The sequence below is a fragment of the Rhizobium sp. WYCCWR 11128 genome (assembly GCF_013416305.1).
GTDB classification, from domain to species: domain Bacteria; phylum Pseudomonadota; class Alphaproteobacteria; order Rhizobiales; family Rhizobiaceae; genus Rhizobium; species Rhizobium indicum.
Genome location: NZ_JACCEZ010000003.1, coordinates 118,002 through 140,588 on the forward strand (window position 1 = coordinate 118,002; position 22,587 = coordinate 140,588).

Here is a 22,587-nt window from a genome sequence, read left to right on the forward strand (position 1 = left end):
GGGTATAAGCTATCGCAGTTGAATATGATCGAAGGATGACAAAGGCTTGGCCGGCATTATCAATTCCATAACTGTTCCTGCTCCAAATTGGCGGACTTGAAGGCAAAATCAAGGCCCGCAACGTGAACGAACTGCTTGTTATCGCCGATCAGCGCCTGATGACGGAACGGGCCGCGTGGCTCGAAAACCTCGCCAGTGAGCGCCGTCTTTCCGAGCACACGCTCGACGCTTACGAGCGTGATACCCGCCAGTTCCTGACCTTTCTGACCGGCCATCTCGCCGGCCCGGTGACGCTTGGCGATATCAGGGAGTTGCGCTCCGCCGATTTCCGCGCCTTCCTGGCGGCCCGGCGCAAACAGGGCACCGGCGCCCGATCGCTCGGCCGCAATCTCGCCGGTCTTCGCTCGCTGCTGCGCCATCTCGAAAAGAAGGGCTTGGTCAACGCCGCCGGCGCCGGCGCGGTGCGCTCCCCGAAACAACCGAAATCACTGCCCAAGCCGCTGTCGGACACCCAGGCGATCACCGTCGTCAGCGACGACGCCCAGCTCCATGACGAGCCCTGGATTGCTGCGCGCGACGCCGCTGTCATGACGCTGCTCTACGGCTGCGGCCTGCGCATCTCCGAAGCGCTGGATCTGACTCCCGCCGACCTGCAGAAGGGCGCAACGGCTCTCCGCGTCACCGGCAAGGGCAACAAGACGCGGCTGGTGCCGTTGCTCTCTGTGGTTTTCGACGCGGTCGAGAGATACCGAGCGCTCTGCCCATATCATCTCGAAAGCGGAGAACCGCTGTTTCGCGGCGCTCGCGGCGGCAAGCTGCAAGCGGCGATCATCCAGCGCACGATGCAGAAGATGCGCAGCGCCTTCGGTCTGCCTGAGACGGCGACACCGCATGCACTGCGCCACTCCTTCGCCACCCACCTGCTTGCCGGTGGCGGTGATCTGCGCACCATCCAGGAATTGCTCGGCCATGCCAGCCTTTCCACAACGCAGGTCTATACCGGCGTCGATGCATCGCGGCTGCTCGAGGTGTATGATCGGGCGCATCCGCGAGCGTAATGGATGTCGCCCAAAAGTGCGCAGCGGTTATGGGGCAACGACTTGCATAAACGATAGGCTTAAAGCGCATCGCATGGATGCGATTGAATGTGAGGCGCTTTAAGCTCTCGTTAAGGCATTCTCTTAAAGGAATATGCGCAAGCCAGGCGTAGAGCATGAAGCCTATAGCATGTGATCGGAACACCCATCATGACGACATCAATCGGCCGCCGGACGTCTTACCTCGCAGTGCCGGCCAATCTGTTGCTCTGGCTGATCGCAGCCTTTCACATTCTGCTTCTTGCCGCCCTGTTTGCCGCCTTCCTGACTGCAAGGCCGGCAGCGGCCGAAGACGTCGCCTGCACCGGCCGCAATCTGATGGTCGAGCTGCAGCAGAACGACCCTGCCCGCTACGCAGAGGCGCTGAAGGAAGCCGACGCCACGCCGAACGGCAAGGGTATCTTCTGGAAGATCGAGAAGCCGGGATTGGCACCCTCGTGGCTGCTCGGCAGCATGCATGTCACCGATCCGCGCGTGCTGGCCTTGCCGCCGCGCGCCCAAGCAGCCCACGACGCCGCCGACACGATCATCATCGAATCCGACGAGATCCTCGATGAGCGGAAGGCGACCGCCGCCCTGCTCGCAAAGCCGGAGCTGACGATGTTCACCGACGGCACGACGATCGACAAGCTGCTTTCCCCCGAGGATTACAAGCGTCTCGAAACCGGCCTCAAGCAGCGCGGTATCCCGATCAGCGCCGTTTCCCGGATGCGGCCCTGGATGATTTCGAGCGCCGTCGCCCTGCCGGCCTGCGAAATCGCCCGCAAGGCAAAAGGCGCGCAGTTCCTCGACCAGAAGATCGCCACCGATGCCATTGCTCAGGGCAAACAGGTCAAGGGGCTGGAAACCCTTGCCGAACAGATCCAGGCCATGGCCGATCTGCCGGTCGAATTCCATCTGAAGTCGCTGATCGAGACGCTGGAACTCGGCGACAAGATGAGCGATGTCGTCGAGACGATGACCGACCTCTACCTCTCCGGTGATATCGGCATGACCATGCCGATGTTGAAAACCGTGACACCGGAGGAAGAAGGCGAAAACAGCGATTATGCCGCTTTCGAGCAGCGCGTCATCCTTGACCGTAACAAGGTGATGGCCGAGCGCGCCGCGCCGATCCTCGACGGTGGCAACGTCTTCATGGCCGTCGGCGCCCTGCATCTGCCCGGCAAGGAAGGCGTCATCGAACTGCTGCGCCAGCAGGGCTTCACCGTGACGGCGGTGAACTGAGGCCGCGGCGGCCAGCTGGTCGTCATTCGACTGAGCACGCTGCTTTCCAACAGCGCCGATACACACCCAATAAAACAGCCGCCTGCCTCACGGCAAGCGGCTGCATGCGTTGTTGCGAATAGGTAAGATCACATATGGATCGGCTTGAAGAAGGTTGCGAGCGCAGCCTCTTTCACCGCTTCCGACATGGTCGGATGCGCGTGGCAGGTACGGCCGAGATCTTCCGACGAACCGCCGAACTCCATCAGCACGGCGATCTCGTGGATCATCTCGCCGGCGCCGAAGCCGACGATATGGCCGCCGAGCACCCGGTCGGTTTCCTTGTCGGCAAGGATCTTGACGAAGCCGTCCGTTGCCAGCATCGCACGCGCCCGGCCGTTCGCCGTGAATGGGAACTTGCCGACCTTGTAGGCGACGCCCGCCGCCTTCAGCTCTTCCTCGGTCTTGCCGACGGAAGCGATTTCCGGCTGGGTGTAGACGACGCTCGGAATGACCTCGTAGTTCACATGGCCATGCTGCCCGGCGAGGATTTCGGCAAGCGCCACGCCCTCGTCTTCCGCCTTGTGCGCCAGCATCGGACCCTTGACCACATCGCCGATCGCATAGATGCCGGCGACATTGGTCTTGAAGTGACCGTCGATCTCGACACGGCCGCGATTGTCGAGCGTAACACCGGCCTCTTCGAGGCCTAGGCCCGCCGTGTAGGGCTTGCGGCCGGTGGCGATCAGCACGACCTCGGCGTCGAGCGTCACCTTGTCGCCGCCCTTGACGGGCTCGAAAGTGACCTTGGCGCCCTTGTCGACCTTTTCGACGCCGGTGACCTTGGCGCTGAGATTGAAATCGATGCCCTGCTTGGCGAGCATACGCTGGAATTGCTTGGAGACTTCGCCGTCCATGCCGCCAAGGATGGTGTCGAGATATTCGACGACGGTGACTTTGGCGCCGAGGCGCGACCAGACGGAACCGAGCTCGAGGCCAATGACGCCGCCGCCGACGACGATCAGCGTTTCCGGCACCTTCTCCAGCGCAATGCCGCCGGTGGACGAGATGATGGTCTTTTCATCGATCTCGACCTGCACGCCGGGAATGCCGGCGACGTCGGAGCCGGTGGCGATGACAATGTTCTTGCCTTCGATCTCCTGCACCTTGCCGTCATCGGCGGTGACGGAAACCTTGCCGGCCGAGACGATCTTGCCGGTGCCCTGGAAGGCATCGATCTTGTTCTTCTTGAAGAGGAAAGCGACGCCGTCGACATTCGACTTCACCGTCGCATCCTTGTGGGCCATCATATTGCCGAGATTGAGCGTCGGCGCCGAGACGTCGATGCCGAGCGCGCTCATCCCGTGGCCGGCCTGATGGAACATTTCGGAGGCATGCAGCAGCGCCTTCGACGGAATGCAGCCGACGTTCAGGCAGGTGCCGCCATAGGTCGCCCGCCTTTCGACGACGGCGACCTTGAGGCCAAGCTGGGCCGCCTTGACGGCGCAGACATAGCCGCCCGGGCCGGTTCCGATAATGATCACATCGTAGGACATTGCTTCTTTCCCTTTGGATTTTTTCGTTTAATCGGCCGCGCGCGACAAAGCGAGGCGGAAGCCGAAGCCGACAAGTGCCGCTCCGGTGATGCGGTTGAACCATTTGCCGCTGGCGATGAAGCGGTCACGGATCGCCTTGACCGTGAAGAAATAGGAGACGCCGGCAAACCAGGCGACCAACGCCGTCGCCATGCCGATGCCATAGGAGAACTGGATCAGCGCCGGCGTGTCGTGATGGACGAGCGTCGAAAACAGCGACAGGAAGAACAGCACCGGCTTCGGGTTCAGCGCATTGGTGATGAAACCCATGCCCAGGCACTTCAGCATCGAGACTGGCTTGCGGTCTTCGGCCGTCACCTCGATGTCCTGCACCTTGAATCCCGGTTCGCGGAACGACTTGATGCCGAGATAGACCAGATAGGCGACGCCCGCCCATTTGATGGCGGCAAACAGCATCAGTGATTTCGATACGATCAGGCCGAGGCCGAGAATGGTGTAGCTGATATGGAAAAGCAGGGAGAAGCCCATGCCGAGCCCGGTCATGATGGCGGCGCGTCGCCCATGCACGATGCTCTGGCGCAGGATAACGGCGAAATCGGCGCCCGGCACGACGATGAAGATCGAAAAGACGGCCATCAGGCCGAGGAATTCGAGAATATACTGCATGCTGTTTTTCGCCCGTCGTTCTAGCGGCCGCCGCTCACATTGAGGATCGCGCCGGTTATATAGGAAGCCGAAGGTGAAAGAAGATAGAGGATCGCATCCGCCACCTCCTCGGGCGTGCCCGCGCGCTGCATCGGGATCGACGGCGCCAGCTCGCGCGGCCGATCCGGCAGGCCACCGGAGGCATGGAGGTCGGTTTCGATGACGCCTGGCCTTATCGCATTCACGCGGATGCCCTCGGCAGCGACCTCGCGTGCCAGCCCGACGGTGAAGGTGTCGATCGCTGCCTTCGAAGCGGCATAATCGACATACTGCGTCGCCGAACCAAGAATCGCCGCCATCGACGAGATGTTGACGATCGCCCCGCCCTTCCCGCCATGCCGGCTCGACATGCGGCGTATGGCCTCCGCGGCGCAGAGTATCGAGCCTGTCACATTGACGCGCAGCATGCGCTCGATCCGCTCTGCCGACATCTCGTCGACGCGCTGGGGATAGTCGACGATGCCGGCATTGTTGACGAGCCCGTCGAGCCGGCCGAAATGCCGGTCGACTGCCGTAAACATCGAGACAATATCCGCAGCCTTGCCGACATCGCCCTGGATCGCCACGGCCTCGCCGCCATCCCCAACGACCGCCGCAACGACGGCATCCGCGGCTTGGCGGTTGGCGGCGTAGTTCACCGCGACACGCCAGCCCTGGCGCGCGGCGAGCCGTGAAGCCGCGGCGCCGATACCCCGGCTTCCGCCGGTAATGAGAACAACAGGTGCATCGCTCATGTCGCACACTCCTTAAATGTCAGCACGTCCCAGGGTGCCACCGTAGCCTTGCCCTCGCCCCAGGCGCTGGATTCGCGGATGGCAGGACCAAGGCCGGGAAGCACGAGTTTTTCAGCCGCCGCCGCACCTTCGGGCTGCAGATTGTCCATCTCGCCCTCGGCATCCATGCCATAGACGGCGCCCTGCCAGACCGTGCAGGCATTGAGATCGGCGCCGGTCGCATCACCCTCGGGACAGTTGAACATCAGGATGCCGATGGCGCGCACCGGATCTTCCGACGGCATGACATAACCTTCCATCACGACAGGTGTCTTCAGCGCGCTGACCTTGAACTGGTTGCTGGCGGCAGCCGATGGAGAATTCAGCGGTGAAAAGCGCAATTCATAGGCACCGTCGCGATCGGCGTAGACAGCCTGTTCCTGCTTGCATGCGGCACCGAAGGTGGACGCCGGAACGACAAAAAACGCGGCGGCTGCGATTGCAGCCACGCCTGTCCGTCTCGTCGTGATCCCGGTCCTTCCGCTCATTGCAGCTTCGGCTCCTTCCGCCCGTCGGCATTCTCGACAACGCTGAAATCCGTCAGCAGCACCAGCGCGCGGCCATCCCTGTCGAGCCCCCAGAAGACCGGATAGAAACCGTCGCCCCAGCCGCTCCAGAACACCGCGACATTGCCTCGTCTGCCGGCGACCGGCCGGTGCAGCGCATAGATGCCCTTGTTGGCGTCGAGGTCCGACGCCAGCACGTCGTCGTAATAGTTGACGTCGGAATCCGGTTTCTGCACCTGCACCTGGGCCTCACGCTCTCCGATCAAATCAAGCGTATCGGCATCCATGTAGCAGCCGAGGCCGGCATCGACGGGGTAGCCGAAGATCTCGCCGTCCTTCAGCGTCGCCAGGTCCTGCCCTGGCAGGACCGCAAGCTCCCAACGATCCGGCTTGCCCTCGGCAAACCGCATGCTGGCAGCGGCGATGCGCCCGAAGGCCTGGTAGAGCGTCACCGGATACTCGCCAGGCGCAACCGTTCTTGCGAGTGCCGGACGGTCGGGCTGAGCGAGGGGATCGGCTGCAACGATGCGCCCCGATGTCAGCTCGACATTGCCCATATGGATCACGCCGATCGACCGGCCGGAAAGCTCGGCATCACCAAGCGCCACCAGCTCGAAATTGCTGCTTGCCTTGGCGATATCCCAGCCGGCAGCCGATGCGGCGACCGGGACATGCGCGGCGGCAGCGCAAAGAAGAAGACGCGCCGCTCGCATGATCCGGTTCCGCATCGAAAGCGCTCCCTTAGAGATCGAGAACCAGACGTTCAGGATCTTCCAGGCTTTCCTTGACGCGCACGAGGAAGGTGACCGCTTCCTTGCCGTCGACCATGCGGTGATCATAGGACAGCGCCAGATACATCATCGGGCGGATGACGACCTGACCGCCGATCGCAACCGGCCGCTCCTGGATCTTGTGCATGCCGAGAATGCCGGACTGCGGTGCGTTGAGGATCGGCGAAGACATCAGCGAACCGTAGACGCCGCCATTGGTGATGGTGAAAGTGCCGCCCTGCATGTCGGCCATAGAGAGCGAGCCATCACGGGCTGCCTTGGCAAGACGGCCGAGCTCCTTCTCAATTTCGGCGATCGACATCTGGTCGGCGTCGCGGATGACGGGAACGACGAGGCCTTTGTCCGTGCCGACGGCCATGCCGACATGGCAGTAGTTCTTGTAGATGACGTCAGTGCCGTCAATTTCGGCGTTGACGGCCGGCAATTCCTTCAGCGCATGCGTCACCGCCTTGGTGAAGAAGCCCATGAAGCCGAGCTTGACGCCGTGCTTCTTCTCGAAAATGTCCTTGTACTTGTTGCGCAGGTCCATGACCGCCTTCATGTCCACCTCGTTGTAGGTGGTCAGCATGGCGGCGGTGTTCTGCGCATCCTTGAGGCGCTTGGCGATCGTCTGGCGCAGGCGCGTCATCTTCACGCGCTCTTCGCGCGAGGCATCCTCGACCGTCGACGGGCCGCGCGCGGCGGCAGGCGTCGCCGCAGGTGCGGCCGCCGGAGCGGAAATGCCCTTGGCGACGGCGGCGATGACATCGCCCTTCAGCACCTGGCCGCGCTTGCCGCTACCGTCGACCTGATCGGCGGAAAGGTTGTTTTCGGCAAGCATCTTCGAAGCCGCAGGCGCCGGCGGCATGGTGGAGACGGAGGCGCTCGATGACGACGCAGCGGCGGCGGCAACCGCCGGCTGGGCCGGAGCAGCAGCGGCCGGTTGGGCGGGAACCGGAGCAGCAGGAGCGGCGGTCGGTGCAGCGGCAGCCGGCGCGGCGGCAGCGGCGGCACCTTCGGCGATCTGGCCGAGCAGCGCGCCGAGGCCGACGGTCTCGCCGGCGGCAACGACGATTTCCGAAAGCGTGCCGGAGGCGGGTGCTGGAACTTCGATGGTCACCTTGTCGGTTTCAAGCTCGAGAATCGGCTCGTCGGCCTTGATGGCGTCGCCGACCTTCTTGAACCAGGTGCCGACGGTTGCCTCGCTGACGGATTCACCGAGAGTTGGAACGCGGATTTCTGTGGCCATTGTTCAGATCCTGATTTCGTGTGTTTTCGTTTATGCGTTTCAGACGGCGGGCGGCCGCGAGATGATCGAGGGCATCGGCAGGATATCGAAGCGGAAACCGAAACCGGAAGCGATGATCGGATCGCCGTCGGCAAGAAGCTGCGCCGCCGCCTGATCCTCGACCTCGACGATCGCCATGCCCCAGGCGCCTTCACCCTCGAAGACGGGGCCGACGATGATCGCCGATCCCGCAAGAGCGTTCCGATGCCAGTATTCGGCATGGCGTTTCATCGCCGCCATTTCCTCCCCGGTCCCGTCATGCGGGAAAGTGGGGCGCGGCGGCTGCAGTCTCAGAAAGAAATAAGCCATTGCGCCCCCCTTGTTTTAACCGCCCAATGCATCCTCGAGGAATGCGGCGAGCTGCGACAGATGCTTGGACATCAGGCCCGTCGCCGGCGAGGCGGCGGCCGGACGGCCGGTATAACGGACGCGCTGGTACTTCGCGTCGATATGGGCGAGCACCCATTCGAGGAAGGGGTCGATGAACGACCATGCGCCCATGTTCTTCGGCTCTTCCTGGCACCAGACCATCTCGGCATTGCGGAAGCGCGACAGCTCGTTGATCAGCGCCTTTGCCGGGAACGGATAGAGCTGTTCGACACGTAAGAGATAGATGTCGTCGATGCCGCGCTTTTCACGCTCTTCGAGGAGATCGTAATAGACCTTGCCGGAGCACATGACGACGCGGCGGATCTTGTTGTCCTTTTGCAGCTTGATCGGGCCGTCCTTGATCACCTCGGCATCGTCCCAGAGAAGGCGATGGAAGGCGGATTCGCCGGCCATTTCGGCAAGCGTCGAGACCGCCCGCTTGTGGCGCAGCAGCGACTTCGGCGTCATCAGGATCAGCGGCTTGCGGAAGTCGCGCTTCAGCTGCCGGCGCAGGATGTGGAAGTAGTTCGCCGGCGTCGTCACGTTGGCGACCTGCATGTTGTCTTCGGCGCAAAGCTGCAGGAAACGCTCGAGGCGGGCCGAGGAATGTTCCGGACCCTGACCTTCATAGCCATGCGGCAGCAGGCAGACGAGGCCCGACATGCGCAGCCACTTGCGTTCGCCCGACGAGATGAACTGGTCGAAGACCACCTGCGCGCCGTTGGCGAAATCGCCGAACTGCGCTTCCCAGAGCGTCAGCGCATTCGGGCGGGCAAGCGAATAGCCGTATTCGAAACCGAGCACGGCCTCTTCCGAAAGCATCGAATTGATGACTTCGTAGCGCCCCTGCGTCGGCGAAAGATTGGCGAGCGGGATGTAGCGTTCTTCGGTTTCCTGATCATAGAGAACCGAGTGGCGCTGCGAGAAGGTGCCGCGTTCGCAATCCTGGCCGGAGAGGCGGATCTTGCTGCCTTCGACGCAGAGCGCGCCGAAGGAGAGCGCTTCGGCCATCGCCCAGTCGATACCCTCGCCGGTGGTGATCATATTGGCGCGGTTTTCCATGAAGCGCTGGATCGTCCGGTGCGCATTGAAGCCCGCCGGGATCTCCGACAGCTTGCGGCCGATCTCCTTCAGCGTCTTCATCGGCACAGCGGTCTTGCCGCGGCGCTGCTCGTCGGCATTGTCGGCCGTGCGCAGGCCCGACCACTCGCCGTCCAGCCAATCGGCCTTGTTCGGCTTGTACTGCTGGCCGGCTTCGAACTCCTGCTCGAGGTGGAGGCGCCAATCGGCCTTCATCTTCTCGACCTCACCTTCGGTGAGCAGGCCCTCGGCGACGAGACGGGCCGCGTAGAGCTGCAGCACGGTCTTGTGGGCGCGGATCACCTTGTACATCTTCGGCTGCGTGAAGGACGGTTCGTCGCCTTCATTGTGGCCGTAGCGGCGATAGCAGAACAGGTCGAGCACCACAGGCTTGTGGAACTTCATACGGAATTCGGTGGCGATCTTCGCCCCATAGACCACCGCTTCCGGATCGTCGCCGTTGACGTGCAGGATCGGCGCCTCGATCATCTTGGCGACGTCGGACGGATAGGGCGACGAGCGCGAGAAGGCCGGGTTCGTGGTGAAGCCGATCTGGTTGTTGATGATCACATGCATGGTGCCGGCGACACGATGGCCGCGCAGACCGGAAAGGCCGAGGATTTCGGCAATGACACCCTGGCCGGCAAAGGCCGCGTCGCCGTGGATCAGCAGCGGCAGAACCTTGGCGCGTTCGGAAAGCGGGATGATGTCACCGTCCCAGACCGTGGCATTCATGTCCTGCTTGGCGCGGGCCTTGCCCATGACGACAGGATCGACGATTTCGAGATGCGACGGGTTCGCCGTCAGCGAAACGTGGATCTTATTGCCGTCGAATTCGCGGTCTGAGGAAGCGCCGAGATGGTACTTGACGTCACCCGAGCCCTCGACCTCGTCGGGAGCGGCCGAGCCGCCCTTGAACTCGTGGAAGATCGCCCGGTGCGGCTTGCCCATGACCTGGGAGAGCACGTTCAGGCGGCCGCGATGGGCCATGCCGAACAGGGCCTCCTTGAGGCCGAGCTGGCTGCCACGCTTGAGGATCTGTTCCAGCGCCGGGATCAGCGATTCGCCGCCGTCGAGGCCGAAACGCTTCGTGCCCTTGAACTTGACGTCGAGGAACTGCTCGTAGCCTTCGGCTTCGACGAGCTTGGCAAGGATCGCCTTCTTGCCTTCCGGCGTGAAGGCCACACCCTTGTCCGGTCCTTCGATGCGCTCCTGGATCCAGGCCTTCTCTTCAGGATTGGAGATATGCATGAATTCGACGCCGAGCGTCGAGCAATAGGTGCGCTCGAGGATTTCGATCATCTCGCGGATGGTCGCGTATTCCAGGCCGAGCACGTTGTCGATGAAGATCTTACGGTCGTAATCGGCAGCCGTGAAGCCGTAATTCTCCGCCGAGAGCTCGTGATAGTCGTCAACGGGAGCGGCGATGCCGAGCGGGTCGAGCTTGGCGTGCAAGTGGCCGCGCATGCGGTAGGCGCGGATCATCATGATGGCGCGCACGGAATCGCGCGTCGCCTGCAGCACCTCGGTGCTGTCAGCAGGCTTGCCCTGAGCTTCGGCCTTGGCCTTGACCTTGGTCTCGATCACCTTCTCGACGATGCCCCAGTCGCCATCGAGAGCCGATACCAGATCGCCGCTTGCCTGAAGCGGCCAGTTCTTCTTGCGCCAGGAAGCGCCCTTGGCCGCCCTTTTCACATCGCTGGGATCCTCCTCCAGCGCCTTGAAGAAGGACCGCCACTGATCGTCGACCGATGCGGGATCTTCTTCGTACCGCGCGTAGAGCTGCTCGATATAGGCAGCGTTGGCGCCATCCAGAAACGAGGTGATCTGAAACTGCTCGTTGGCTTCTTGCCGTGCCATGGTGATATGCGGACGCTTCCGTCCGCCTCCTGACTTTGATGAATTTGCCGGCTTGATGGCCGGCTGCCGCATTCCGATTGCCGCCTGTCCGCGGCGCATCTGCTGAGTCTCGTGTTGTCGAGGCCGGGCGGAAGACGCAGATGCCGTTCCTCCGCCCGGTCTATATAGGTGGCTTAGCCCTTGAGGACTTCAACCAGCGTCTTGCCGAGGCGGGCCGGAGAGGGCGATACTTTGATGCCTGCCGATTCCATCGCCGCGATCTTCGATTCCGCATCGCCCTTGCCGCCGGAAACCACAGCGCCGGCATGGCCCATGGTGCGGCCCTTCGGCGCCGTACGGCCGGCAATGAAGCCAGCCATCGGCTTCTTGCGGCCCTTCTTGGCTTCGTCCTTGAGGAACTGCGCTGCGTCTTCTTCAGCCGCACCACCAATTTCGCCGATCATAATGATCGACTGGGTCGCTTCATCGGCCAGGAACATTTCCAGGACGTCGATGAACTCGGTGCCCTTGACCGGGTCGCCGCCGATGCCGACGGCCGTCGTCTGGCCGAGACCTTCATTGGAGGTCTGGAACACGGCTTCATAGGTCAGCGTGCCCGAGCGGGAAACGATACCGACCGAACCCTTGCGGAAGATCGAGCCCGGCATGATGCCGATCTTGCATTCTTCCGGCGTCATGATACCCGGGCAGTTCGGACCGAGCAGGCGCGACGTGGAGCGGTCGAGGCGAGCCTTGACCCGCACCATGTCCATGACCGGGATGCCTTCGGTGATGCAGGTGATGAACGGGATCTCGGCGTCGATCGCCTCGATGATCGCATCGGCGGCTCCTGCCGGCGGAACATAGATGACGGTCGCGTTGGCGCCGGTCTTTTCCTTGCCCTCGGCAACGGTTGCAAAGATCGGCAGGCTTTCGCCCTTTGCGCCGGTCCAGGTTTCGCCACCCTTCTTCGGATGGATACCGCCGACCATCTGGGTGCCGTAGTAAGCAAGCGCCTGTTCGGTGTGGAACGTGCCGGTCTTGCCGGTCAGACCCTGAACGAGGACCTTGGTGTCTTTATTGACGAGAATAGACATTCTTTCAGATCCTTCAAAATTAGCCGTTGATCGCCGCGACGATCTTCTTGGCCGCATCGTCCAAGTCGTCGGCCGCCGTGATCGCCAGACCCGACTCGTTCAGGATCTTCTTGCCGAGCTCGACATTGGTGCCTTCAAGACGCACGACGAGCGGAACCTTGAGGCCGACTTCCTTGACCGCGGCAATGACACCCTCGGCAATGACGTCGCACTTCATGATGCCGCCGAAGATGTTGACGAGAATGCCTTCGACCTTGGGGTCCGCGGTGATGATCTTGAAAGCTGCAGCAACCTTCTCCTTGCCGGCGCCGCCGCCGACGTCGCAGAAGTTAGCCGGCTCCTTGCCGTAGAGCTTGATGATGTCCATCGTCGCCATGGCAAGGCCTGCACCGTTGACCATGCAGCCGATGTTGCCGTCGAGCGCGACATAGGCGAGGTCCCACTTCGAGGCCTCGATTTCCTTGGCGTCTTCTTCGGTCTCGTCGCGCAGCGTCTTGACGTCGTCGTGACGGAAGAGCGCATTGCCATCGAAAGACATCTTGGCATCGAGGACGCGCAGGTGGCCATCCTTCATGACGATCAGCGGATTGATCTCCAGCAGAGCCATGTCCTTCTCGCCGAAGGCCTTGTAGAGCAATGGGAAAAGCGTCTTGGCGTCTTCGGCGGCAGCACCCTCGAGCTGAAAAGCCTTGGAGATCGCAGCAACGTCGGCAGCCGTCACGCCGGCTTCCGGATCGATGGCGATCGTCTGGATCTTCTCAGGCGTGTCGTGAGCGACAGCTTCGATGTCCATGCCGCCTTCAGTGGAGACCACGAAAGCCACGCGACCGACCGAGCGGTCGACCAGCAGCGAGCAATAGAGTTCGCGAGCGATGTCGGCGCCGTCTTCGATGTAAAGGCGGTTGACCTGCTTGCCGGCTTCGCCGGTCTGCGCCGTCACCAGCGTGTTGCCCAGCATTTCCTTGGCATGGGCGACCACTTCGTCGATCGACTTGGCGAGACGCACGCCGCCCTTGGCTTCCGGCGACAGTTCCTTGAACTTGCCCTTGCCGCGGCCGCCGGCATGGATCTGGCTCTTGACCACGTAAAGCGGACCGGGAAGCGACTTGGCGGCAGCCTCTGCTTCTTCAACCTTGAGAATAGCGACACCTTCGGCAACCGGCGCGCCATAGCCCTTCAGCAGAGCCTTGGCCTGATATTCATGAATGTTCATGGGTGTATCCCTGTTTCGATTACTTCAGCCCATCGACTACTTGAGCGCAGGCGCGATGTTGATGCAGGCTTCGCAGAGACCGGCGACGGCGCCGACGGACTTGTCGAAGGCTTCCTTCTCGGTCTTGTTGAGATCGATCTCGATGATGCGCTCGACGCCGCCGGCGCCGATGACGGTGGGAACGCCGACATACATGTCCTTGACGCCGTACTGACCGGAGAGGTGGGCCGCGCAGGGCAGAACGCGCTTCTTGTCCTTGAGGTAGGATTCGGCCATCTCGATCGCCGAGGCGGCCGGGGCGTAATAGGCCGAGCCGGTCTTCAGCAGGCCAACGATTTCGGCGCCGCCGTCACGGGTGCGCTGGATGATCTCTTCGAGGCGCTCCTTGGTGACCCAGCCCATGGTGACGAGATCGGTGAGCGGAATGCCGCCAACCGTCGAATAGCGGGCGAGCGGCACCATCGTGTCGCCATGGCCGCCGAGAACGAAGGCCGTGACGTCCTGGACGGACACGTTGAATTCCTTGGCGAGGAAGAGGCGAAAGCGCGAGGAGTCGAGAACGCCGGCCATGCCGACGACCTTGTTGGCAGGAAGGCCGGAAAACTTCTGCAGCGCCCAGACCATGGCGTCGAGCGGATTGGTGATGCAGATCACGAAGGCGTTGGGGGCATATTTCTTGATGCCGGCACCGACCTGCTCCATGACCTTGAGGTTGATGCCGAGAAGGTCATCGCGGCTCATGCCGGGCTTGCGGGCGACGCCCGCCGTGACGATGCAGACGTCAGCGCCTTCGATCGCGGAATAGTCGCTGGCGCCTGTCAGATTGACGTCGAAGCCTTCGACCGGCGACGACTGGGAAATATCGAGACCCTTGCCCTGGGGAATGCCGTCCGCGATGTCGAAGAGAACGATGTCGCCCAGTTCCTTCAGGCCGGCGAGGTGCGCCAGCGTGCCACCAATCATGCCAGAACCAATGAGTGCGATCTTGTTACGCGCCATTTTCGCTGTTTCCTTTGCGATCAAATTCGTCGAACGGACGCGCAAGGCACCGCCCAATGACGCAATCGCATAGACCCAAAGCCAAAAAATGGCAATTCATTATTTTTGATGCAGCGTTTTCAATCGTTTAGATACAAAAATTCTTACGTAAACGTAAGGTATTCTGTCACCGAATTGTTACTCTGCGGCGCGTTTCTCATGGTGCAGCGCAAGATATTCCGCACTGCGCATCTCGAACAGGCGCGACGCCGTGCGGTCGAATTCGAAGCCCTCGGTGCCCCGACGTTGCAGCAGCAGTTCCTCCGGCATCGCCGCTGCGGAAATGTAAAGCCGCACGGCATGATCGTAGAACGTATCGACCATAATGATGAACCGTTTGATCTGGTTCCGCTTTTCCGGCCCGAGCAAGGGAATGTGATCGACGAAGACCGTATCGAAACGCTCGGCGATGGCCAGAAAGTCGACCGCCCCGAGCGGTTTGTCGCAAAGATCGGCGAAAGAAAACCGCGCCATGCGGTCGACGGCGAGCGGCACATGGATGTGGCGCCCCTTCATCGGGATATCCAGCGGCTGCGCCTTGCGCCCATGCAGCGCCTGCGTCCAGGACGCATCCATCGCCATGTCGTTATGCTCGTTGATCGGCACCAGATAGACCGGCTGGCTGCTCAGCCTCTCCATCCGGTAGTCGGTCGGTGAATCCAGGCTGACGACATCGACATGCTGCTTGAGCAAGGCGACGAAGGGCAGGAAGAGGCCGCGATTGAGACCATCCGTGTAGAGATTGTCGGGCTCGACGTTCGAGGTCGCGACCAGCACGCATCCGCGCGCAAAAAGCTCGGAGAACAGCCGCGACAGGATCATCGCGTCGGCGATGTCGGTGACCGTGAACTCGTCGAAGCAGAGCAGTTCTGCCTCGTCGTAAAGCGCTGCGGCGACCGGCGGCATCGGATCGGCCTGCTTCGTCTCGCCGTTCTTGAGCTTCAGCCGGTGCGCTGCAATGCGGTTGTGCACATCCGCCATAAATTCGTGGAAATGCGCCCGCCGTTTCTTCCTGCACGGCGCCATCGCGAAAAACATGTCCATCAGCATGGTCTTGCCGCGCCCGACGCTGCCGTGGATGTAAAGCCCCTTGATGCCGTCGGCGGATTTCTTCTTGGCGGCAAACAGCCAGCCGAGCGCGCTCGATTTTGCCGCCGGCCGCCGCTGCTTCAGGCCGGCAAGCACCCGGTCGAGGCTCTTTGCCACGTCCATCTGGGCGGAATCGACCTGGAGTGCGCCCGATGCGGTCAGCGCTTTAAGCTGTTCGCAGACGCTGAGCGCATAATCCGGCATTGGTTGCATGAGGGCATATCCGCCTGTCAGTCATCGCAGGAGACCCGCCGGAACATTTACCGGCTGAGACTGATCGACTGGCCTGTGCTCGTCTGTCCCTGGAAGCGGTTGTCGGCCGTCTTGTAGACGCTGCCCAGCTGGTTGCCCGAGCGGTCCTTGAGCAGCACCTGCTTGCCGGCGACCTCCCAGGAGCCCATCGCCGTCAGCTCGCCGACACAGCCACGCGTTCCGCCGCGCGAACCGCTGCCGAGATTGGTGAGCGTCAGGAACATGTCGCAGCTACCGTTGACGCGCCAGCTTCCGACCATCGATTCCTTGGTGATATCGAGCGCATTCGCGGCCATTGCACCAGGCTCAGCGCCCGGCATCGGCGCCGTTGTCGTCGGCGCGGCCGGAAACTGCGAGCCGCCGGTCGGCGGCGGAAGCTGCCCGCCCTGCACCGAGGGCACCGGCTGCGCCGTCAACGGCGCCGGGCCGGCACTGGCGTTGGAGCTGTAATCATATGCCGTACGCTGACAACCGGCTAGCGACAGAACCACCACCAGACCTGTCATCGCATATCGCAACTGCATCATCATACTCCTGAATTCGGCTATCGCCGTAGAGAAACGGGCGTGAGACAAGTCCGATTATCGTAATTCGATTTGGTTAATCAAGTCGTGCTGCATAAATTGCCCGTGACAACAACTAACCGAAAAACGATACAGTTCAACTGTCCCGCTGCAAAACTTCCTGCACACAGAATTTGTCAGCAAGGTGTTGCGCGCGTTCATCTCTGTCAGGATCCCTGTCGAACTCGCGCAATGTCTCGGAATACCGCTCCAGAGAGTTCTGCAGGAGGATTTCACCAGCACCGATCGGCTGTCTATCCGCGCACCACTGAGGAGCCGCGAGCAGATCTCGGTGACGGCTTCGGGATCGAAGCCGTCATTCCGCCATCGGCCTGCACGCCGATCAAACCCGGCGCTCGACCATCATCTTCTTGATTTCGGCGATCGCCTTGGCCGGGTTGAGGCCCTTCGGGCAGGTCTGCGCGCAGTTCATGATCGTGTGGCAGCGATAGAGGCGGAACGGATCCTCAAGATTGTCGAGGCGCTCGCCGGTCGCCTCGTCTCGGGAATCGATCAGCCAGCGATAGGCCTGCAGCAGAACGGCCGGACCGAGATAGCGGTCGCCGTTCCACCAGTAGCTCGGACAGGAGGTCGAGCAACAGGCGCAAAGGATGCATTCATAGAGGCCGTCAAGCTTCTGCCGGTCCTCGTGGCTCTGCTTCCATTCCTTGGCCGGCGCCGGCGACACCGTCTTCAGCCATGGCTCGATCGAACGATGCTGGGCATAGAAGTTGGTGAGGTCGGGAACCAGATCCTTGACGACGGGCAGATGCGGCAGCGGATAGATCTTCACCGCACCCTTGATATCGTCGAGGCCCTTGGTGCAGGCGAGCGTGTTCGTGCCGTCGATATTCATCGCGCAGGAGCCGCAGATGCCCTCGCGACAGGAGCGGCGCAGCGTCAGCGTCGGATCGATCTTGTTCTTGATGTAGAGAAGACCGTCGAGCACCATCGGCCCGCAATCGTCGACATCGATATAGAAGGTATCGATCGACGGGTTCTGACCGTCATCCGGGCTCCAGCGGTAGACGCGGAATTCGCGGGTGTTCTTGGCACCCGCCGGCTTCGGCCAGACCTTGCCTTCGCGCATCTGAGAATTCTTGGGGAGAGCGAGTTCAACCATGTCCGGTTCCTCTTGAGATCAGTACACGCGAGCCTTCGGCTCGATCTTGTGCGGATCGATACCTTCGGCAATGAGCTCGGTGTGAACAGGACGATAGTCGAGTTTCACATCGCCTGCCTCGTTCACCCAGGCGAGTGTGTGCTTGCGCCAGTTGACGTCGTCGCGGCCAGCGAATGCACCCTCGGTATAATCTTCGCGGGCATGCGAACCGCGGCTCTCCTTGCGGGCCTCGGCGCCGTAGATCGTCGTGATGGCGTTGGCCATCAGGTTCTGCAGCTCCAGCGTCTCGACCAGATCCGAGTTCCAGATCATCGAGCGGTCGGTGACCTTGATGTCCTTCATCTCGCCCCAGATTGCCGAGATGCGCCGGCAACCGGATTCCAGCGATTCCTGCGTCCGGAACACCGCGGCGTCTTCCTGCATGGCGCGCTGCATCTTCTCGCGCAGTTCCGCCGTCGGCGTGCCGCCGCTGGCGTGACGCAAACCGTCGAAACGGTCCATGATCTTGTCGCAGGCTGCGACGTTGAGATGCGGGATCGGCGCTGCGCGGTCGATCACCTCGCCGGCGCGGATCGCAGCGGCCCGGCCGAAGACCACGAGGTCGATCAGCGAATTGGAGCCGAGGCGGTTGGCGCCGTGCACCGAGGCACAGCCGGCTTCACCCACAGCCATCAGGCCGGGAATGATCCGTTCCGGATTGGCACCGTCGGCGTTCAGCACTTCGCCCCAATAATTCGTGGGAATGCCGCCCATATTGTAGTGAACGGTCGGCAGAACCGGGATCGGTTCGCGCGTGACGTCGACGCCTGCGAAGATCTTGGCGCTCTCGGAAATCCCCGGCAGGCGTTCATGAAGAACGGCCGGATCGAGGTGGTCGAGATGCAGGAAGATGTGGTCCTTCGCCTTGCCGACACCGCGGCCCTCGCGGATCTCAAGCGTCATGCAGCGCGAAACGACGTCACGCGAGGCAAGGTCCTTGGCCGAAGGGGCGTAACGTTCCATGAAGCGCTCGCCCTCGGAGTTGACGAGGTAACCGCCTTCGCCGCGCGCGCCTTCGGTGATCAGACAGCCCGAACCGTAGATGCCGGTCGGATGGAACTGAACGAATTCCATGTCCTGCAGCGGCAGGCCGGCGCGCGCCACCATGCCGCCGCCGTCGCCGGTGCAGGTATGGGCTGACGTTGCCGAGAAATAGGCGCGGCCGTAGCCACCGGTCGCCAGCACCACCATCTTGGCGGCGAAGCGATGGATCGTGCCGTCATCCAGGCACCAGGCGATGACGCCGGTGCAGCGGCTGCCGTCTTCCGACATGATCAGGTCGAGCGCAAAATACTCGATGAAGAACTCGGCATTGTTGCGCAGCGACTGGCCGTAGAGCGTATGCAGGATGGCGTGGCCGGTACGGTCGGCAACGGCGCAGGTGCGCTGTACCGGCGGGCCTTCGCCGTAATTCTGCATGTGGCCGCCGAACGGGCGCTGATAGATCTTGCCTTCCTCGTTGCGCGAGAACGGCACGCCGTAATGCTCGAGCTCATAGACCGCCTTCGGCGCTTCCATGGTGAGATACTGCATGGCGTCGACGTCGCCGAGCCAGTCGGAACCCTTGACGGTGTCGTAGAGGTGCCACTGCCAGCTATCCGGCGTCATGTTGCGCAGCGAGGCGGCGATGCCGCCCTGGGCCGCGACCGTATGCGAGCGGGTCGGGAATACCTTGGTGATGCAGGCCGTGCGGAAACCCTGCTCGGCCATGCCGAGCGTGGCGCGCAGCCCGGCGCCGCCGGCGCCGACGACAATCACGTCGTAGGAGTGATCGACATATTTGTAGGCTTTGCCATTCTGGGCGGGTGAAGTCGGTGCCATATCAGTCTATCCTACGAATGCGATTTTCAGAATGGCGAAGAGACAGAGGCCGGCAATCAGGATCGCAAAGAACGTGTTCAGCATCAGGAGAACGATCTTGCCGAATTCGCCGTGCACGTAATCCTCGATGATGACCTGCATGCCGAGCTTCATGTGGATGACGCCCGAGATCACCATCAGCCCCATGACCACCGCGACGAAGGGGTTCGACAGCGCGCGAACCACATCCGCATAGGGCGCGCCGGCATAGGCGAGCATGAAGATGACGAAGAAGAGGATGAGCGGAACATTGGCGACGGCCGTCAGCCGCTGGCGCCAGAAATGATCCGTGCCGTCCTTGGCGGAGCCGAGCCCGCGAACCTTGCCGAGGGGGGTGCGCATATCCATGAGGGGACCTTCAGAAGCGAATGAGGAAGCCGATCACCCAGACCAACACGGTCAGACAGAGCGACCCGATGATGTTGGCGATGGCGAGCTTGGTCGAGAACTCTTTCCCGAAGCCATAGCCGAGATCCCACATGAAGTGGCGGAAGCCGCCGAGCATGTGGTGCATCAGCGCCCAAGTATAGCCTAGAAGCACGAGCTTGCCGAGAAGGCTGCCGAGCACCCAGTTGGCCCAGTCATAGGAGCCCTGTCCGCTTGCCGCCGCGATCAGCCACCAGGCGACGAGCAGCGTGCCGACGTAGAGCGCGCCACCGGTAATGCGGTGGACGATGGACATGACCATGGTGGGAATAGGTTTGTAGATTTGCAGATGCGGCGATAGGGGCCGGTTATTTGTCACGTTCGCCATCAGAACCTCGCGGCGGCTTCTCTGCGCTCCCGGATTTCGGAGCATGCTCAGTCAACCACACGAATGACAAAATTCTCTGTGTGCGTTGCATCAATTGCGACGTTTAATCACCGGAACCGCCGACGACAAGCACAATCGCTGTCTGCTTTTAATTTAATCGATTCGCGTTACCGGGAAGTTTGCAGGCTAAAGAAACTGGTCTTTTCGGCTCAAATTTTGTGCCGGTTGCCCGACCTGAATGGACAAGCTCCGGCTTTTGGCGCAATCTGGCGTTAACGATTTGTTAGGGATCGGAATTCCGGAGGCCGGCCACCCATGTTTCGCAGTCTGTCCGCAGTCGCCCTGCTTGCCCTGTCCGCACTCGCTGCACTTCCCGCCGAAGCCGGCGACCGCCGTCATGATCGTCGCTTTTCCGACCACCGCCACGCTTTTCATGGCGGACTGCTTCTCGGCGAACGTGTGAACTGGCGCAATCGCGGCATCCGTTTCGACAATGCCTATCGATATGGGAACCGCAAAGAACGGATGCCGTTCCTGAAACAGTTTTCATCGCCGGCGACCAATCGCGTCACCCGCAACAATATCATCGTCGTCGTACCCCAGGCGCAGGGCGGCGGCGGCGACACCTATGCCGGCACGTCTTACGTCTATCAGGCCGATGGCGGAACCTATGTCGGCGGCGAGCGCTACGGCTTCTATCCTCCCGCGCGGCCTGAGCCGCTGGCCCCGAAGGCAAAGGTCATCGATATTGCAGTGCAGGACGATCCCTGCGCCTACGAGGCCAATGTCTGCGTCATCCGGCCTTAGAGCATGTCGCGCAAAAGTGTGCTGCGGTTTTGCGACAACGACATGCGTAAAAACAAAGACCTAAAGCGCGAGGAGCGAATCTGAAAGATCGCGACGCACTTTAGAGCACGATGACGAACGCAAGCGGCTCAAATTTGCCCGGCCCCACTCTTTCGCGACGCGGCTACGTCGATACGGATGGCACACATCGGCGGGAGATTCTTGTCCTCAAACGTCGCCCGCCGTGGCGTCCCGCTATCCGGCATCCAAGCATCCCAGGCTCTGTTCATTTCCTCGAATGAGGCAAGGTCCCTGAGCCAGATATTGGCGAGAATGATCTCTGACTTGTCGGTACCTTCGCGCAGCAGCATGTCATTGATGCGCTCCAGTATTTCGTTGGTCTGCGCCGTCACGCTCGCTCCCCTCGTCAGGTTTGCGACCTGGCCGGGCAGATAGGCGGCATCTGCGAGGAGAGTTTCGTCAACTTTGGCTTGCCCCATCATCGTATTCGCAGACTTCCATCAATGCTTGAGATTGGGCCGTCGACCCTTCATGGATCACTGTGGGGCTTCGCTGGCCACTCCGGTAGAGGGAATTAAATTGACCCGATATAATGGAAGCTGAACGCTCCTAGCTGGACAATATGGCGGTATGCCGCGAAATAAAGTCCACAAGGTAGCGCGCGCCTTCGGCCGTTTCGGGTTGAGCATAGAGACCGATCTCGATGCGCACCGGACCGGGCAGATCCGCCGATCTGTCAAGCGTCCGGCAGCCCTCCGGTTTCGTCGTGAGCATCATTGGCGCGATACCGATACCGACGCGAACCGCGGTCGCCATGGCGACCAGCGTCGATGCGACGCACGCCGTCTTCCACTTGATGTTCCGCTGGGACAGCGCCGCAATCGTCGGAAGCGTCCAGGGACACTCCTCCTCGAACATGATGATCGGAAGCGGTTTTTCCGTATCCGCCACGAAGTCGGATCTGACCGTCCACATCAAATATTCGGTCCAGATCAGGGTCGGTTTTCGCGAGAGGCAGGTGATGTCGCAAACCACGAGATCGAGCTTCCTGTCTTCAAACAGTTTGGCGAGGCGGCGATTCGGCTCGACAATGATGTCGATCTCGACCTTCGGGTTCTGGGCTCTGAAGGCACTAAGAATGTCGATCAGGTGGCCGGCTGCGAAGTCCTCAACGACGCCGAGGCGAATGCGGTCCTCGATCATCTTGCCTGTCAGCCTTTTCCCGACCTCGTCGCTGAGGGCGACCATTTCGCGGGCATAAGCCAGCATGATCTGCCCATGGCTCGTGAGCTCGAGGCCCTTTGACGAACGCGAAAACAGCGTAACGCCGACAAGCTCCTCCAGCTTGCGGATCTGCATGCTCACGGCCGCCTGCGTTCTGTTCAGCTTGACGGCAGCTCCATTGACGGTGCCGATCTCCGCGACGGTCAGAAATGCACGAAGCAGATAGGAATCAAGATCAAGCATCAGAGGCCGCATTCCATACTTTGTGGCGCTCGAGAGCCGAGGGCCTCTCCGCCTATGAGCGGATATTGGACGAACCATGTCCTTCCGGCAACTGGT

At 61.6% G+C, this 22,587-nt stretch carries 22 protein-coding genes; 3 read left to right on the forward strand and 19 right to left on the reverse strand.

The annotated features are described in order from the left end of the window. The first annotated feature begins 122 nt into the window (after nt 1–122). Both HX898_RS12935 and HX898_RS12940 read left to right on the forward strand, forming a co-directional pair. Nucleotides 123–1,058, forward strand: coding sequence for a tyrosine recombinase XerC (locus HX898_RS12935; protein ID WP_138389508.1), 936 nt, complete (start codon nt 123–125; stop codon nt 1,056–1,058). Between the two features lie 189 nt (nt 1,059–1,247). Continuing rightward, nucleotides 1,248–2,324 (forward strand): TraB/GumN family protein, encoded by a 1,077-nt coding sequence (locus HX898_RS12940; RefSeq protein WP_180194816.1) that lies wholly within the window; start codon nt 1,248–1,250, stop codon nt 2,322–2,324. Between the two features lie 128 nt (nt 2,325–2,452). Here the strand turns inward: HX898_RS12940 and lpdA are convergent, their stop codons facing one another. The 17 genes from lpdA to sdhC all read right to left on the reverse strand — a co-directional run bounded on the left by lpdA (nt 2,453) and on the right by sdhC (nt 20,217). After that, nucleotides 2,453–3,859 carry a dihydrolipoyl dehydrogenase gene (gene lpdA / locus HX898_RS12945; protein ID WP_180194817.1) on the reverse strand — a complete coding sequence of 469 codons (1,407 nt, stop codon included), beginning with the start codon at nt 3,857–3,859 and terminating at the stop codon, nt 2,453–2,455. 27 nt (nt 3,860–3,886) lie between these two features. Continuing rightward, the gene (locus HX898_RS12950; protein WP_138331765.1) at nt 3,887–4,525 is read right to left on the reverse strand and encodes a LysE family transporter; all 639 of its coding nucleotides are present in this window, start codon (nt 4,523–4,525) and stop codon (nt 3,887–3,889) included. Nucleotides 4,526–4,545: 20 nt separating this feature from the next. After that, entirely contained in the window at nt 4,546–5,298 is a 753-nt protein-coding gene (locus tag HX898_RS12955) for an SDR family oxidoreductase (protein ID WP_138389505.1), read from the reverse strand. Beyond that, nucleotides 5,295–5,825 (reverse strand): hypothetical protein, encoded by a 531-nt coding sequence (locus tag HX898_RS12960; protein WP_180194818.1) that lies wholly within the window; start codon nt 5,823–5,825, stop codon nt 5,295–5,297. Before HX898_RS12960 ends, HX898_RS12955 begins: the two co-directional genes overlap by 4 nt. Then, complete coding sequence (locus tag HX898_RS12965) at nt 5,822–6,571, reverse strand: DUF4241 domain-containing protein (RefSeq protein ID WP_171600177.1); 750 nt, start codon at nt 6,569–6,571, stop codon at nt 5,822–5,824. Before HX898_RS12965 ends, HX898_RS12960 begins: the two co-directional genes overlap by 4 nt. Before the next feature lie 13 nt (nt 6,572–6,584). Further along, a complete protein-coding gene (gene odhB / locus HX898_RS12970; protein ID WP_138389502.1) occupies nt 6,585–7,862 on the reverse strand; it encodes a 2-oxoglutarate dehydrogenase complex dihydrolipoyllysine-residue succinyltransferase in 1,278 nt (425 codons plus the stop codon). 39 nt (nt 7,863–7,901) lie between these two features. Beyond that, nucleotides 7,902–8,210: a YciI family protein gene (locus tag HX898_RS12975; RefSeq protein ID WP_033181816.1), complete on the reverse strand. Its 309-nt coding sequence runs from the start codon at nt 8,208–8,210 to the stop codon at nt 7,902–7,904. A gap of 15 nt (nt 8,211–8,225) precedes the next feature. Next, entirely contained in the window at nt 8,226–11,210 is a 2,985-nt protein-coding gene (locus tag HX898_RS12980; RefSeq protein WP_138389501.1) for a 2-oxoglutarate dehydrogenase E1 component, read from the reverse strand. Nucleotides 11,211–11,383: 173 nt separating this feature from the next. After that, nucleotides 11,384–12,286, reverse strand: coding sequence for a succinate--CoA ligase subunit alpha (gene sucD, locus HX898_RS12985; protein ID WP_020051980.1), 903 nt, complete (start codon nt 12,284–12,286; stop codon nt 11,384–11,386). A 19-nt stretch (nt 12,287–12,305) separates the two neighbouring features. After that, nucleotides 12,306–13,499 carry an ADP-forming succinate--CoA ligase subunit beta gene (gene sucC / locus HX898_RS12990; protein ID WP_138389500.1) on the reverse strand — a complete coding sequence of 398 codons (1,194 nt, stop codon included), beginning with the start codon at nt 13,497–13,499 and terminating at the stop codon, nt 12,306–12,308. 36 nt (nt 13,500–13,535) lie between these two features. Then, complete coding sequence (gene mdh / locus HX898_RS12995) at nt 13,536–14,498, reverse strand: malate dehydrogenase (RefSeq protein WP_003543522.1); 963 nt, start codon at nt 14,496–14,498, stop codon at nt 13,536–13,538. Nucleotides 14,499–14,675: 177 nt separating this feature from the next. Then, nucleotides 14,676–15,839, reverse strand: a complete 1,164-nt coding sequence (gene zapE, locus HX898_RS13000; protein ID WP_138389499.1) for a cell division protein ZapE — start codon at nt 15,837–15,839, stop codon at nt 14,676–14,678. 47 nt (nt 15,840–15,886) lie between these two features. After that, a complete protein-coding gene (locus HX898_RS13005) occupies nt 15,887–16,402 on the reverse strand; it encodes a protease inhibitor Inh/omp19 family protein (RefSeq protein ID WP_011653815.1) in 516 nt (171 codons plus the stop codon). A gap of 382 nt (nt 16,403–16,784) precedes the next feature. Beyond that, a complete protein-coding gene (locus tag HX898_RS13010) occupies nt 16,785–17,564 on the reverse strand; it encodes a succinate dehydrogenase iron-sulfur subunit (protein ID WP_003567268.1) in 780 nt (259 codons plus the stop codon). Between the two features lie 18 nt (nt 17,565–17,582). After that, on the reverse strand, nt 17,583–19,424 hold the full coding sequence (gene sdhA, locus HX898_RS13015; protein WP_028743656.1) for a succinate dehydrogenase flavoprotein subunit: 1,842 nt from the start codon (nt 19,422–19,424) through the stop codon (nt 17,583–17,585). Between the two features lie 6 nt (nt 19,425–19,430). After that, entirely contained in the window at nt 19,431–19,811 is a 381-nt protein-coding gene (gene sdhD, locus HX898_RS13020) for a succinate dehydrogenase, hydrophobic membrane anchor protein (protein WP_018448193.1), read from the reverse strand. A 10-nt stretch (nt 19,812–19,821) separates the two neighbouring features. After that, entirely contained in the window at nt 19,822–20,217 is a 396-nt protein-coding gene (gene sdhC / locus HX898_RS13025) for a succinate dehydrogenase, cytochrome b556 subunit (RefSeq protein ID WP_138331774.1), read from the reverse strand. Nucleotides 20,218–20,532: 315 nt separating this feature from the next. Between sdhC and HX898_RS13030 the strand changes: the two genes are divergently transcribed. Continuing rightward, nucleotides 20,533–21,024, forward strand: a complete 492-nt coding sequence (locus tag HX898_RS13030; protein ID WP_180194819.1) for a hypothetical protein — start codon at nt 20,533–20,535, stop codon at nt 21,022–21,024. A gap of 128 nt (nt 21,025–21,152) precedes the next feature. On the opposite strand, the gene HX898_RS13035 is transcribed toward HX898_RS13030, so the two are convergent. Both HX898_RS13035 and HX898_RS13040 read right to left on the reverse strand, forming a co-directional pair. Then, nucleotides 21,153–21,506, reverse strand: a complete 354-nt coding sequence (locus HX898_RS13035; protein ID WP_012759284.1) for a RidA family protein — start codon at nt 21,504–21,506, stop codon at nt 21,153–21,155. Between the two features lie 127 nt (nt 21,507–21,633). Continuing rightward, nucleotides 21,634–22,503, reverse strand: coding sequence for a LysR substrate-binding domain-containing protein (locus HX898_RS13040; protein ID WP_027666886.1), 870 nt, complete (start codon nt 22,501–22,503; stop codon nt 21,634–21,636). Between the last annotated feature and the right edge of the window lie 84 nt (nt 22,504–22,587).

Bases quoted from the DNA above. Each gene is read 5' to 3' on its own strand.
- HX898_RS12940 (WP_180194816.1), top strand. From the start codon at position 1,248: ATGACGACATCAATCGGCCGCCGGACGTCTTACCTCGCAGTGCCGGCC.
- lpdA (WP_180194817.1), bottom strand. From the start codon at position 3,859: ATGTCCTACGATGTGATCATTATCGGAACCGGCCCGGGCGGCTATGTC.
- HX898_RS12950 (WP_138331765.1), bottom strand. From the start codon at position 4,525: ATGCAGTATATTCTCGAATTCCTCGGCCTGATGGCCGTCTTTTCGATC.
- HX898_RS12955 (WP_138389505.1), bottom strand. From the start codon at position 5,298: ATGAGCGATGCACCTGTTGTTCTCATTACCGGCGGAAGCCGGGGTATC.
- HX898_RS12960 (WP_180194818.1), bottom strand. From the start codon at position 5,825: ATGAGCGGAAGGACCGGGATCACGACGAGACGGACAGGCGTGGCTGCA.
- HX898_RS12965 (WP_171600177.1), bottom strand. From the start codon at position 6,571: ATGCGGAACCGGATCATGCGAGCGGCGCGTCTTCTTCTTTGCGCTGCC.
- odhB (WP_138389502.1), bottom strand. From the start codon at position 7,862: ATGGCCACAGAAATCCGCGTTCCAACTCTCGGTGAATCCGTCAGCGAG.
- HX898_RS12975 (WP_033181816.1), bottom strand. From the start codon at position 8,210: ATGGCTTATTTCTTTCTGAGACTGCAGCCGCCGCGCCCCACTTTCCCG.
- HX898_RS12980 (WP_138389501.1), bottom strand. From the start codon at position 11,210: ATGGCACGGCAAGAAGCCAACGAGCAGTTTCAGATCACCTCGTTTCTG.
- sucD (WP_020051980.1), bottom strand. From the start codon at position 12,286: ATGTCTATTCTCGTCAATAAAGACACCAAGGTCCTCGTTCAGGGTCTG.
- sucC (WP_138389500.1), bottom strand. From the start codon at position 13,499: ATGAACATTCATGAATATCAGGCCAAGGCTCTGCTGAAGGGCTATGGC.
- mdh (WP_003543522.1), bottom strand. From the start codon at position 14,498: ATGGCGCGTAACAAGATCGCACTCATTGGTTCTGGCATGATTGGTGGC.
- zapE (WP_138389499.1), bottom strand. From the start codon at position 15,839: ATGCAACCAATGCCGGATTATGCGCTCAGCGTCTGCGAACAGCTTAAA.
- HX898_RS13005 (WP_011653815.1), bottom strand. From the start codon at position 16,402: ATGCAGTTGCGATATGCGATGACAGGTCTGGTGGTGGTTCTGTCGCTA.
- HX898_RS13010 (WP_003567268.1), bottom strand. From the start codon at position 17,564: ATGGTTGAACTCGCTCTCCCCAAGAATTCTCAGATGCGCGAAGGCAAG.
- sdhA (WP_028743656.1), bottom strand. From the start codon at position 19,424: ATGGCACCGACTTCACCCGCCCAGAATGGCAAAGCCTACAAATATGTC.
- sdhD (WP_018448193.1), bottom strand. From the start codon at position 19,811: ATGGATATGCGCACCCCCCTCGGCAAGGTTCGCGGGCTCGGCTCCGCC.
- sdhC (WP_138331774.1), bottom strand. From the start codon at position 20,217: ATGGCGAACGTGACAAATAACCGGCCCCTATCGCCGCATCTGCAAATC.
- HX898_RS13030 (WP_180194819.1), top strand. From the start codon at position 20,533: ATGTTTCGCAGTCTGTCCGCAGTCGCCCTGCTTGCCCTGTCCGCACTC.
- HX898_RS13035 (WP_012759284.1), bottom strand. From the start codon at position 21,506: ATGATGGGGCAAGCCAAAGTTGACGAAACTCTCCTCGCAGATGCCGCC.
- HX898_RS13040 (WP_027666886.1), bottom strand. From the start codon at position 22,503: ATGCGGCCTCTGATGCTTGATCTTGATTCCTATCTGCTTCGTGCATTT.